9 protein-coding genes and 2 pseudogenes are annotated in these 12,625 nt (G+C 50.7%); 1 reads left to right on the forward strand and 10 read right to left on the reverse strand.

Annotation, left to right across the window (positions count from 1 at the left end; translation table 11 throughout):
* Positions 1-391: 391 nt before the first annotated feature.
* The 9 genes and pseudogenes from ACZYSM_RS13600 to ACZYSM_RS13640 all read right to left on the reverse strand — a co-directional run.
* Positions 392-520 (reverse strand): annotated as a pseudogene (locus ACZYSM_RS13600) (transposase domain-containing protein); the annotation flags it as partial.
* A gap of 441 nt (positions 521-961) precedes the next feature.
* The gene (locus ACZYSM_RS13605) at positions 962-2,710 is read right to left on the reverse strand and encodes a hypothetical protein (RefSeq protein WP_489072004.1); all 1,749 of its coding nucleotides are present in this window, start codon (positions 2,708-2,710) and stop codon (positions 962-964) included.
* Positions 2,711-2,731: 21 nt separating this feature from the next.
* Complete coding sequence (locus tag ACZYSM_RS13610; protein WP_489072005.1) at positions 2,732-3,736, reverse strand: class II aldolase/adducin family protein; 1,005 nt, start codon at positions 3,734-3,736, stop codon at positions 2,732-2,734.
* A complete protein-coding gene (locus tag ACZYSM_RS13615; protein ID WP_489072006.1) occupies positions 3,729-4,481 on the reverse strand; it encodes an HAD family hydrolase in 753 nt (250 codons plus the stop codon). Before ACZYSM_RS13615 ends, ACZYSM_RS13610 begins: the two co-directional genes overlap by 8 nt.
* A complete protein-coding gene (locus tag ACZYSM_RS13620; RefSeq protein WP_489072007.1) occupies positions 4,481-6,532 on the reverse strand; it encodes a hypothetical protein in 2,052 nt (683 codons plus the stop codon). The genes ACZYSM_RS13615 and ACZYSM_RS13620 overlap by 1 nt, the downstream gene beginning before the upstream one ends.
* Positions 6,529-7,134 (reverse strand): phosphatidylinositol-specific phospholipase C/glycerophosphodiester phosphodiesterase family protein, encoded by a 606-nt coding sequence (locus tag ACZYSM_RS13625; protein ID WP_489072008.1) that lies wholly within the window; start codon positions 7,132-7,134, stop codon positions 6,529-6,531. Before ACZYSM_RS13625 ends, ACZYSM_RS13620 begins: the two co-directional genes overlap by 4 nt.
* Positions 7,131-7,829 carry a glycosyltransferase family 2 protein gene (locus ACZYSM_RS13630; protein WP_489072009.1) on the reverse strand — a complete coding sequence of 233 codons (699 nt, stop codon included), beginning with the start codon at positions 7,827-7,829 and terminating at the stop codon, positions 7,131-7,133. The genes ACZYSM_RS13625 and ACZYSM_RS13630 overlap by 4 nt, the downstream gene beginning before the upstream one ends.
* Positions 7,826-8,230, reverse strand: coding sequence for a GtrA family protein (locus ACZYSM_RS13635; RefSeq protein WP_489072010.1), 405 nt, complete (start codon positions 8,228-8,230; stop codon positions 7,826-7,828). Before ACZYSM_RS13635 ends, ACZYSM_RS13630 begins: the two co-directional genes overlap by 4 nt.
* Positions 8,227-9,897, reverse strand: a complete 1,671-nt coding sequence (locus ACZYSM_RS13640) for a sugar phosphate nucleotidyltransferase (protein WP_489072011.1) — start codon at positions 9,895-9,897, stop codon at positions 8,227-8,229. Before ACZYSM_RS13640 ends, ACZYSM_RS13635 begins: the two co-directional genes overlap by 4 nt.
* 235 nt (positions 9,898-10,132) lie before the next feature.
* Here ACZYSM_RS13640 and ACZYSM_RS13645 point away from each other — a divergent pair.
* A pseudogene (locus tag ACZYSM_RS13645) lies at positions 10,133-10,462 on the forward strand (gamma-glutamyltransferase); the annotation flags it as partial.
* 108 nt (positions 10,463-10,570) lie between these two features.
* Here ACZYSM_RS13645 and ACZYSM_RS13650 read toward each other — a convergent pair.
* Positions 10,571-12,604 (reverse strand): polysaccharide biosynthesis protein, encoded by a 2,034-nt coding sequence (locus ACZYSM_RS13650; protein WP_489072012.1) that lies wholly within the window; start codon positions 12,602-12,604, stop codon positions 10,571-10,573.
* Between the last annotated feature and the right edge of the window lie 21 nt (positions 12,605-12,625).

Genomic DNA, 12,625 nt, shown 5'->3' on the forward strand with positions numbered 1-12,625 from the left:
TGAGCGATTGCCGCATGCGCAGTCGGTGGCCGACTACGAAGCACTACTGCCATGGAACTGCTCGCCAGAGATGCCACGGTAAACACAAGGCGCATCTACCGGTAGGTGTGCTTTATGGATCGGATACCCTGAAAGAGTTCGGGAGCACAGCATTGAGGATCAACTGGCGGCTTTGAAGGTGTAGGTGATGCATCGCTTACAGTTCGTTTAGCTGAGATGATCGCTGAAGGCGATCCGACTAATAGGGCAACGTATTAAAGGAGCGAAAGGTATCCCTGACGAACGTCCTGTCTCGCTGCGAAGCAACCATTCGCGACGTCCCGCATGAGGTGAGTACTGTCGTTTCGTAAGCGCCTCATAAAGCCCACATACCAAGCGATGGGCTTAATGGTTACCGTGGCACCTCTGGCGAGCAGTTCCATGGCAGCAAGGCTTCGAAGTCTTCTACTGCGGCGGCTTGCGGCAACCGTTCAAGTGCGTGGCGCAGCCACGCATAGGGCTCTTGGCCGTTGGCTTTGGCCTTTCTTTCAGTGAATGGCCACTTGAACTCTGAGCACTGACTTGTAGGCTCAGTCGGCACAATCATTCATTTGTCGCCATCATCTCTGATGGCGACCACTCACTGGAAAGGAAAGGCGCAGAGACTGGATTGCCATAGCAGGCTTGCCGGTTCGGTGCCGATCCAGCGATGGCAGCGCAGCTAAAGATGGTCTAGCCGAAAGACCTTTTCGACTTTGGCGTCGGGACGCATCATGGCTGCTGGCTCCTGAAGGAGATCAGGAGCACAGCATCAAGCTTCAGTTGGCAGCTTTGAATGTGTAGGCGATGGATCGCTTACACCGCTTCTGGTTGCCCGCTTCTAATGATTACGGATCGTCGCAAAAGGTCCAGGCGATCCCCTAAAATAACGAACAATATTTCAGCGGTCGCCTGGGGGGCGCTCTCCATCTCAACGAGCGACTTAGTTCCCCATCCACAGCACGGCCGGCGTATCCACTGGCCCATCAGCAACGACGCCCAATGCAACGGGGACATCGAAAGCAACCGAAAGGGATTCGACATCTTTTAGCGGAATGCTGGTCATACCGCCCAACATCAGCAACCCCCCAGCAATGTCAACATCGCGGCTGCCCACAAGCACTCGAGTTTCACCACCTTTCATTTTGATAAAAGCTTTGGCTCGCAAACTCGTTGAAACAGTCGAGTAGTAAGGTCGGACGAACAATGCAATCGAATACAAGTTGGAACCCAAAATAGACTCCGGCACCGGAATAGCCAAGGACTCAGGCGCGCCTGTCGAGACCAAAGAGTCAAATGAAATGTTCTTCCCCCATCTCAACTCAGGGTTCAGCTGCCTGCAGTCTCGTGCATAGAACCAGCCCAACGGATCAATGGGTACGCACAATGGTCCGACGCCAGAATCAATCGCATACGCCAATGCCCGCCATTGGGAGTTATTGATCGTTGGCGTTGGCGGCTGCCGGCTGATCGAACAGCCGTAGACGAACCAACCAGATACAACAAACCAGATTGCAAAAATCACACTGGTTAGCACATTCCCACGCTTTCCAACCAAGCCATCAGGACCCGTTAGCAACGTAATGCAACCGGCAACGACCATGATCACGCCAGCAAAGATACCAATCGTCATCCGACTGATTGCTATACCACTCAGCTGCGAGAGGTTAATCCCCCACCATGAACTCAATGCGAATGAGTTGATCACTGCTTCAAACAGTATCAGTGAAAGCCCGACTACTACCAGTGCCCCGGCCGGTCGTCGATTTTTTAGCAGAAGGTAAATAATCCCGACGAACAAGAGCATGTCAACATAAATAATAGCTGGTTTGTAAAGATAAAATACCGGACCAAACGAGTAAAGACTTATAAACCCGAGGAAATATTTGATTGCCGCTAATGCTTTCTCCAGAACACTACTGTCCACAGCCTGGTAAGGCATGATGCCAGCGCTTTTGCTCACCGCGAGTTGTACGACCTGCACAATGCTCAAGACAAAGGATGTCACTGCAATTGCACGGAACCTTTTTTTGCTGACCAATGCCACCACAACCATAGCGGGAACAGCGGCCAAAACAGCGGGTTTTGAAAGCACAAACAAAGGGCAAAACCAAGCCCACCTAGGGACGTCCTTTTCCTTGTCAACCCATGCAAGTGCAGTAACAATTGCGATAAAGAAAACAGAAAAGTAGCTGAAATTGATCAGCGATCTGGTTTCAAAATCAGAAACGATAAAAATGGATAAAACAACTAAAAAGCGCAGGGAGTCGCTTTCGAGCACCCGCCTAAACGGCCGCAAGCAAAACACCCCGATCATTACCCCAGTCGCCAGGATCGCAGACCACGTGTAAAAATAAGGAATCACGGCGGCGGGCAAATGCATTGATGCACCGAAGAACGCGATCAATCGGGGGGGCAGTGGAATATATCCGGCATCCGTCAAGAAAAGCCGTTTCCAGGTAGACGACGCCGTCGAGTTAGGATAGTAATTTGTGGCCGTCTCCGCCCACATACCACCGTCCAAGACCCAGTTCGGCTGCATGATTATCAAGTAGCTACAGTAGGAAATAACACTCAATACAAACAAAAATGTCGCGCGGTGGTCCACCCAGGATGGGGCCTTAGCGTCCAAAGCACAACTGGCAAAGAACCAATCTTTCATTCCCTGCCTAAGCGAAGTAATCTTATTCAATATAGTACTCATTAACCTAGACTATTTTCTTGTAATACACATGCGATACTTTTCAGCATCCCAATTCAGCAGTTCCGCTACTTGATCGGCAGAAAGGCTATGCAGTTTCATATCTTTTGGCTGTCGTACCAGAACATCGTAATAGCATCGCAACTGCGCAATTTTCGCTTCACTAAACCCCGGCAAAGCGAAAACACCCTCACCACGAATGAATACCAGCTCAGGTAAATCGCCACCCTCAGCGATAACTGAACTCAAGTCGCTCCAGGCATTAAACGTGTACGCAATCGGCCCAAGAAACACGACGTGATCCGGATACAGCGCCCAATCAGTCTCAAGGCGCCCATGCAAATCATCGTCACAGGCGAGAGAATGGATCGCCTCATCCGCCAGAGCCGAGTAAGTGTCGATAAACGGCACCAGGCTCCCGGCAGGAACCGAACGCCGGGCCTCCAGACGAAGTGCGGAGGTGAGGAAATTCAGAACCTGCTGAATGTCATCGCAGGTCTCTCCACCGATGACTACGCCGTGACTCTTCAAAAACAGAACATTGATTTTTGGATTCATAACCAATGCCCTGCTCACTGCGCTCGCCAGATCAGCACCTGGTTTAAAATAATCCACTGTCTCCCAGGCAACCGTATTTCCCAGCAACGCGGCAAGAGTGCTTTCGCAATCACTGCGGACCAAATGGGCAAGCGCTTCAACTGCGTGGACGTGGGCGACTACTTTTTGGGGCATCAACCCATGCAGCAGCGTCTCTATTGATGGCTTGAGGTCCAGAGAGCCGGTTAGTTTTGGCGCAATAGAAAAGTCCCCCCGCCCCAGAGAGGACTGAAGTTCGGTTAGATCAACGGAGACAAATATGTTCTCGTCTCCGGCATCTGATAGCCAGGTGCCAGAAGCTTTGACCCAAAGAACATTCCCGTCCTTCCAGGAAAGGTTCCCCCCAGCCCCTTGAACAAGCAGCGGATCGCGACCTATTCGAGAACAGAGTTGAATAACAGAAGCTTTTAAATCATCCATTCGCCCCTCCCGTTCTTGCAATCAAACTTCTCAGCTGTCCAAACTCACTGAATGAGGCATCGGGAGCGTTCTCGTTCTGACCGAGAGGTGTGCCCTCGTGAGTTTTTTGCAGAGTGACCGCGTTAATTTTTTCACGCCCACCACGGATATCATTGACAGGATTGTCGCCGATCATCCAGATGCAGTCGCCTTTAGGCCGCATTTTTTCCAGTGCTATTTTGAAGGGGGCCTCATGGGGCTTATCAAAACCCGCCTCTTCACTCGTAACGATGTAATCAAAATAGTGATCAAGGCCAAAATAGACGACCTTCCTGAACTGAATTTGCGCAGTGAGATCTGTAACAATCGCAGTGGGTATTCCCAGTAGACGGATATCATCAAGAAGATCTTTTACACCATCGAACAAAATAGCATTACTTAAAAAAGTTCGCCAGTATGTCTGTTCAAAATCCAGCGCAAGCAAAACCTGCGAACCCAAGCCCATTATTTCAAGCATGCGCTGCAAATAAAGCAGTCGGCTGTGAGAGGATGCAGTGTGCTGCAAGCGATTTTTGACTTGACTTCTCGCCTCCTTGAAAGCCTTGTCAAAGTCTTCCTCAGAGATAGAAAAGGTTCCAACGACCTTGTCACGAACGGCCTTTTGCGCCGCTGCATGCGCGGGGTCATAAGGGTAAAGTGTATTATCCGTGTCAAACAATATTGCATCAGGCAGGCGATTAAATCGCTCGGGATTATATATCTTCACTATATAAGTCGCTTTGTCAGTGCTTGGCTAATATGAGAAAGGGTAATCAGCTGCATTAGCCCCAGAATTCCGTCCTGCCATTGGGGTGGTATATCCAAAAACTCAATAATACGGGGGCATAGCATCTCCGCAGCCATCGCCACATCGGCAGCCGAGGTCTCCCCTTCGATAGTCATCTGCAATTCAGCGCCATCGCTACTCACGGCTATATCGACATGCAGGCCACAAACCCCAACCAACACTCGGTTCAGGGACAACTCATTGAACCCATGCTTGGTTCGAGCGACCAACTTCAATCGGAGAGGGTGCTTTTCGTCCAATCCTTCCAACATTCTTGGGTGAATGGGTTGCAACGAAAAAATCAGGTCCGCATGCTGAGACTGAGGTCGAATAAAGCATTCCGAATCGGGTTCTCTTTTCTCGAACGACGCCAACACGCGTTCAATCGTATGACCGCGTTGATAGACGTCTCGCTTTATTTTGAAGTAGTGCCGTAATCCCTCATCAATATCAAGAAAGATTTTGAGGTTATAGCACCCTCGTAAAATAGGCAGATAAAGTGCATGAAGTCCGCTTGCGATAATAAAGTCATTACTATTTACGCGAAACGGCTTGCTCATCTTGCCGGTCGAGTGATCGTAGTGCCGCGACTGTATATTTTTTCCATCAGTTAACGTGACCAGATCGTTACAGAAGCCCTCTAGGTCGTTGGCCATCGGATTCAAATGGGTCATCACTTGCCACATCGGCTTTTGCCGATCCCAAAGGTGATAGTCATCACCCGACAGCTTGACCACCGAATGGCCACCGAAAAGCCCCAATATGGAGTCTGCAAACGTGTCCTTACCAGACCCCGAGTCCCCGGCGATACCAATCACAAATGGCTTTCGGCTCAACCGGAAGAAGTCACTGCGTATAATTGTCTCTCGCCAGATTCTGACGGCCAGCAGTACGCCAATAGCAACCATTGCAGAGTGCAAAAGCGAAACCATGTGTCCGCCCGCGAGTCCGGTTACATGCAAGACTTCGCCTAGGTGGAACGTAATGCCGTTGGCAAACGTCAGAGGCGTAGATAGCAAAGTACTCAATACGTAAAAACTGGAAAAAACGCCAATCAAAACAATAGCCACTCGACCGCTCATTGCTTGATATAGCGCGAGGAAAGGTAGGCTCCAGACAAACCAGCCAGGCGAAGCCGGCGTCATTAACACAATCAGCAGAAAAGCCATGCCGATGGTGGTCTGAAATAAATCGAAATTGAGACGGCGGACTCGCCATACCAAATAAAGCACGATCATGTATATCAGTGGAACTACATAGACAGAGACATTTCCGCCCAAGTCAAATTCCAACCTGTAAATCTTGCTCATCTCCGGATTACTGAGCAGCATTTCAAGCCCTGACCCCGAAAGCAGAAAGGGAACACCCAGCGCCAGCGAGCACAGCGCAAAACCGAAAATCAAATCAGGCAGACGCACTCGCAACGGCCTATTATTAAAAAGATAGATAGCAAAAAATGGCAACGCGACAATCATGCTCAGTTTCGCGGAAACTGCCGCAGCGCAGAGTACCCCTGCCTGCCTTAGTTTAACTTTCCTTATGAACAATATAGACAACACAAGCAGCAAGGCCGGCACTATGTCATTTAGGCCCAAGCCATAGCTGGCGATAATGACTATCGGTGATAACCAGTAAGTCAGTAACAGTAGGCGATCACGCCCAGGCAGCAGTTTGCGCAACGACAGCAGCAAAAAAAAGTCTGCCGCCAACAGCGTCAGCTCATAGCCAAACCTCAGTGGGAAACCAATAATTTCGGCAACCCATGACATAGGCAGAAAAACCAGCCACATCGCATAACCATAGGGGAACGCTGCAGAGGCGCCGCCGTGACTGACCCATTGTGACCAGGGATCAAGGGTAAATGCAGACGTACTGACGGTCAAAAACGGAACATACCAATCGGATACCGCGAGCGGAACCATACCAAAGATAAGAACCAAACGAATCACCAGCCCGAGGAGAAACATCGGACGAAGGCAAAGTTTTTTCATTGTGACGCAGTCCCCTGTTCCCACAGATCAGGGCGTTTTGTACAAACAGCGTCCGCCTCAATGTCTCGAGCTTTGAGCAGTGACTGCAATGCCGGGATTTCTACCCCTCCGTCACGCCCTTGAAGCTCAGGCGAAACCAGACACAACTTAAAGCCGGCGTCCTTCAGTTGACGCGCGCCTTCGGTACTCAATGGAAATTTGGTAAAGCAGTCAACCCACACCCATTCCACTTGTCCAGCCAGCGTCAGGGCAGTCTCTATTGACTCAAACTCTGAAACACGAACCGCGCAACGCTGCTCACCCAACTTCGACCATTTCACAAGAAATGGAAAAGATTGATCCAAAAAGAAATAGTCCTTGATTCCTTTTGACTCCATCAATGCTATCAAACGAGTTTCTAGCCCTTCTTCTTTAACATTGAGTATCAAGGTCTGATGCTGGTAGACATCGATCCAGGACTCAAAACATTCACCAGCGGCAAACGGATCATGATGAATAATCAGCTTTTGCCCTTCACTCCGGATGTCTACCTCAACACCATATTTTGTATCAGTAGCCTGCAGTTCAGCGATAGTATTACGACGGTGCGCGATGAGTATCATTTAGATATATTCTTTTTAAGTTTAAGACTAAAATCCACGGTCCTGCGGATAAACTTTCTCTTAGCCGCCCAGTTCACATTCCAATGCGAAACACCATGGGCTCTTTCACCAAACTTAACCGGAAAACGCTGAACCGCGAGTCCGTTGACTTGCGCGAGATAGTAGGCGTACAAGTCCAGAGAAAAGTCATCTGGAGGAGAGTCCCACTTTTCAAAAAAGCGCCTTGAAAACATGGTCGGCTGAGCATTTATGTCCCACATTGACCGCTTCAAGAGCAAGGTTTCAAAGAGACTCATTCCCACCGTAAAGGCAGTATCCATGAGCGGGCGCCCATAACGCCGACCTTTCACGAATACTTTTTCGCTATCCTGCTCAAACAACGCAAGACCGCGCAACGCATCCTGAGGGTCGGTTTGCATATCCGCATGAGTCCAGCCCAGGATTTCGCCTTTGGCAGCCTTCAGGCCAGCGATAATACCGTGCCCATAACCCTGATTTTGTTCAACTCGGACACTTCTGCAACCGGGGTACTGAGGTAGCAGGCGCTGAAGCACATCAGGCGTGTCGTCGGTTGAGCCATTGTCGACCAGGACGACTTCAACATCTGGACGAGTAGTCAGTTGCTCACAACGATTGAGCAGCAAGGGAAGGTTAGCTGCTTCGTTGTAGCATGGAATGACAAGAGAGAATTTCATTGAGTCTCCAAAGCCGCGCGCGCCCTGAATACGAAGAACTTCATACCCAGGAAGTTAAGAACAGCGGAGGTCCCGGTCGCGACAAAAAAGGCCAATTGAATAGCCGAGAGCACATTGACCAGAGCACTCAGCATTAACGAATTGATAAGCACATTAACACCAAGCGTGCTCACATAAAGAAAAGCAAAACGCCAGGCACTTCCACGCTCATGTCGCGAGGTATTAAAAGTCCAATGCCGATTGGCAAAGTAAGCAAATAGCGTTCCAGTGAGGAAGCTTGTGGCCTTTGAAACCTCAACACCCGTTGCCCCAAACCAAAGCAGGGAGCGATACGACAAAAAGTCAACCAGCACCGTGAGGGAGCCGACGATCAGGAACACAATGAGTTCGCGCTTGATCATGACTCTCGCCCAGGAAAAACGGGCAACTTAGGCCGGTATAGGGTTTCAAGTGATTTCATCTGCTCTACCGGGATGCGGGCGTCCAGCTCCAATCGATAGGGGTGGCCGGACCACTTACTGAAGCACGATTGCCAGTACTCGAACGTGCGTAAATCGTTCGGAGTTCCCCAGCACAAATAACTATCGACTTCGAACAGATGGCATCTCAAGCCCAATGCAATTGCATCATTTATGCATGAGTCGATATAGAACTCACCGTTGATACGGCCATCCCGGGAAACCAGACGCTCTACGGCCCGCCGAAAGTCTTCGCTTCTACGGAATGTAAATGTTCCCAGAACGATGGGGTCTCTGGCCGGATCATCGAGCGGTGTTTTGACGGAAATGGAGCGAACTCGCCCCTCTTCAGAGTCAACCCAACCGAACATATGGGGATGGCGCACAGCATTGGGATAACCGCGTACTGACCAGACAATGACATCGACATCCGAGTTATCGAGCAACGCATGCAGTGCACCCTCATTGTACAACGCACCGTTGTCACACGCGCCTACCGTTACAGGCCCCGCAGAGCCTCCGGCGATACTTTCCAGCGCATCCACTCCGATAAGTGCTGTGCACGCCTGCCCTTCAGTGACCGCCTCAATCGTCTTGATAATAGCCCCAGGATAAATCCGCTTCAGCTCAAGCGTGATCTGTTCATGACCTTGCATATCAGAGCGCAGCACAAAAACATGACGATCGGCGGGGGGAAGATCACGAGTCGCTTGCGCAACCATCGGCATCCCTGAGACGGGAATCAATGGTTTAGTTTGTTCATAGCCTTCATTAGCAAAGCGTTGCCCCAGGCCAGCCATCGGGATCACTAAAGCCCCTTGTGGGGTATAGCTACTCCGAGGAGGAACAATCAGTGCTGAAAACGCCTTTGACCATGAAGTGTATTCCGCAACGTCTTCCGGTGTCCCCCACTGCATGAAATGCTGGAGCGGGTACACGGCGACTGGCTGTTTATTTTGAAGCAGCCATTTGTAAGCCAAGCTGACGTAGTACTCCCCGCCTACATTGAGATCCTTTTCCATCGTTGCGCGAAATGCGTCACTCATTATTTTCGCTGTCGAGAAATAGTAGGTACCACTAGAGGCGAACTCTTCCATCCGATTGTCGGTGTAGGGTTGCTTCTCCTGAATGTCCTCGACTCGACCGTTCGTTTCCCGCATGTATGCGTAGTTAGTGCTGCCCAATGAATGCGGGTGAAAGCCTTTGTATGCGGGAATTGCACCGGCGCACGCTGATTCCGCAACAAAATACTTAAAGTGATTCCAGTCCCAGTAGCAGGTGAAATCACAATAGTTCACGACTACCGGCTCGCTCGGGTCAAGCAAGTGTTCTACCTGTCGAACAGCGTGAACAGGGCCGAGCTTGTGCGGGCTTATACCTACGACGACGCCTGTCGGGCAGTAGCGTTGAAGCACTTCTCGCATACCGTAAGCTGGCTTATCCAGGTGATCCTGATTACAGATGAAAATAAAGTCCTTTTCGCCTGGGAACATGTCAATGACGTGAGCGACGATCGGTTTTCCATCAATTTCGATTAGCGGCTTCGGAACGGAATATCCGACACGACGGAAACGCTCTCCAAACCCTGACATTGGAATAATAATTTTCACAAAAGCACTCATTCAATTCGCGAGACGTGTCGGAGCAGATGCCCAGTCGTTACAGGACAAGCCTGAAAATCATGTGAGATTAACCCCATAAAAAGAACACGTCACCCATCACTTTCAATTACTTTCCCGTTACATGGAACCTCTCCCGATACCAGCGGCATTCCGCACTCGCGGTCTGTCCCGCTGGCAACCCCCGCCCAATAATGCCAGGCACGTCCAAGGCAGGAGTCCCCCCATGCCCTCAAGATCCCCCGCGCAGTATTTTCGTCTATCCCTCATCACCGCCGCACTGGCTCTCAGCGCCTGCAACTCTTCTACAACGCCCCCTACCCCCTACCGCCCTGCCCGCGGCACCGGAAATCGGCACGGGTTTCGCACCGACATGCGCACCCAGCGCTCCACGCGCCATATGGCAGCGGCGGCCAACCCGTTGGCGGCGGAAGCCGGGCGGGAGATGTTGCGCCGTGGCGGCTCGGCCATCGACGCGGCCATTGCCATGCAGGCAGTGCTGACACTGGTCGAACCCCAAGCCACCGGCATCGGCATCGGCGGCGCGTTCATCATGGCTTCCTATGAAATCAGGCGTTTCTGTTTCGCGAACACACTCATTCGATGATAGAAAAAGCTCAAGGCGCGCATCATAGCGAGCGTGCGGAGCATCATTGATACCTAATTACGGATCCAGGCGTCGTTGCTGGTAGATCCAGTCTACGATTTCCCCATCGGGGGTATAACCACTTACAGTTTCACGGAGCAGTTGGCGGACTCGAGTATAGTCATCCGCAACGACCGCTGAATTCAACTCTACAAGTTTAGCCTTGAGATGGTCCCACGCGACATAGTCCTCATTGGCACTCATGATCATCGGATGTTCAGTAGCCACGACACCATCACCGATCAACAGCTCCTCGTAGAGCTTTTCGCCTGGCCTCAGACCGGTAAACTCAATGGCAATGTCCCCGTGCGGATTGGTTTCCGAGCGGATACTCATACCGGACAAGTGAATCATCTTTTTTGCTAACTCGACGATTTTAACCGGCTCCCCCATATCCAGAACAAAAACATCACCGCCAAGCCCCATAGAGCCTGCCTGAATGACCAACTGGGCGGCTTCGGGAATAGTCATGAAGTAGCGTGTGATTTTCGGATGCGTAACGGTCAATGGTCCCCCAGCTTTGATTTGCCTGTGGAACAGTGGAATCACGGATCCGGATGAACCGAGAACGTTACCGAAACGAACCATGGTGAAACGTGTCTTGTTAACGCTTGATACGTTACTTGTGTCGCCGAATAACACAGGTGCCACTTCATTGCTCAAGGCTTGCAGGATCAACTCAGCCAGGCGCTTGGTACTGCCCATCACATTTGTTGGCCGAACCGCCTTGTCCGTCGAAACAAGTACAAAATTCGCTACACCGGACCGTAATGCTGCCTCCGCAGTATTCAAGGTCCCGATGACGTTGTTCAAAATACCTTCGGAAATATTGTGTTCGACCATGGGTACATGTTTATAAGCCGCGGCATGATAAACCGTATCGACTTTCCAGGTCCTCATTACGTCTAACAGCTTGTCCTGGTTGCGGATCGAACCAAGGATCGGAAGCAACTTGATGGGAAGGGACTCTCTGACCAACCGACGTTCCAGTTCGGAGGTAATCTCGTAAAGATTGAACTCGCTGTGCTCGAACAACAACAGTGTTGTAGGGCCCAGCGACAGGATCTGCCGGCACAGCTCCGAGCCTATGGACCCGCCAGCTCCCGTTACCAGAACGACGCGCCCCTTGATGCAGTGCTCCAGCAAGTTGTCCTTCGCAGGCACAGAATCACGTCCGAGTAAATCCGCTACGTCTACTTCCTGAATATCATCAACCTTGACCCGTCCGCTCGCCAGATCCATAAAGCCTGGAACACTTCTAACATGTAACGGAAAACCTTCCAGGTAAGTAAGAACTTCGCGGCGACGGGCTCGCGTTGATGAAGGAATCGCCAACAGGATTTCCTGAGCCCCCGTCGTATCAATCATTCGCTTGATATGTTTTGGCTTATAGACCTGCAAACCAGCGATGACACTATTTGAAATACTGTGATCATCATCAATGAATGCGACAGGTCGCATTAATCTGCCCATTCGAAGCGCCGCGACAAGTTGATTACCCGCTGCGCCGGCTCCGTAGATGGCAACTTTAGGTATTCCGTCATTCCTGCTGGCAAATGGCACATGCTGAGAGGCAGTAAACCAGTCACCCAGAAAATACTGGCGCATGGCCAAGCGTAGCCCACCGATCATTACCAGGCTGAGCCACCAGTAATTAAACATAATGGAACGAGGCACCACATGCTGATGGTTACTATACCAATAAACGATAAAACCTAATATAAGCGCAGACAGCGTGACTGCTTTGATGATAACTATTAATGCGTCGTTTCCGAAGTAACGCATCACCGCACGGTACATGCCGCACCTGATGAATATCGGAATAGCTACAACGGGGGCAACCAGAAAGAGCCAGAGGTGCTCTTGAAACGGGTTTATCATTTCGTCGATGCCCAGACGCACAATAAACGCCATCCAGAGCGCGACCCATACTAAAATAACATCTGCAGTTAACTGAAAGGCGCGTTTTTTTCGGCGCGGCAAACCCAGTAAGAAACCTCTCAACCTTTCTACTCCCCTCTCAAACACCGCGTACCCCCCAACGATGAGCATTAAATCCCTGAGGCTTATGCA

The sequence above is a fragment of the Pseudomonas sp. F220 genome, from assembly GCF_057813935.1.

Coding starts and splice junctions, on each gene's coding strand:
- ACZYSM_RS13620 (WP_489072007.1), bottom strand. CDS start 6,532: ATGAAAAAACTTTGCCTTCGTCCGATGTTTCTCCTCGGGCTGGTGATT.
- ACZYSM_RS13630 (WP_489072009.1), bottom strand. CDS start 7,829: ATGAAATTCTCTCTTGTCATTCCATGCTACAACGAAGCAGCTAACCTT.
- ACZYSM_RS13650 (WP_489072012.1), bottom strand. CDS start 12,604: ATGCTCATCGTTGGGGGGTACGCGGTGTTTGAGAGGGGAGTAGAAAGG.
- ACZYSM_RS13610 (WP_489072005.1), bottom strand. CDS start 3,736: ATGGATGATTTAAAAGCTTCTGTTATTCAACTCTGTTCTCGAATAGGT.
- ACZYSM_RS13635 (WP_489072010.1), bottom strand. CDS start 8,230: ATGATCAAGCGCGAACTCATTGTGTTCCTGATCGTCGGCTCCCTCACG.
- ACZYSM_RS13625 (WP_489072008.1), bottom strand. CDS start 7,134: ATGATACTCATCGCGCACCGTCGTAATACTATCGCTGAACTGCAGGCT.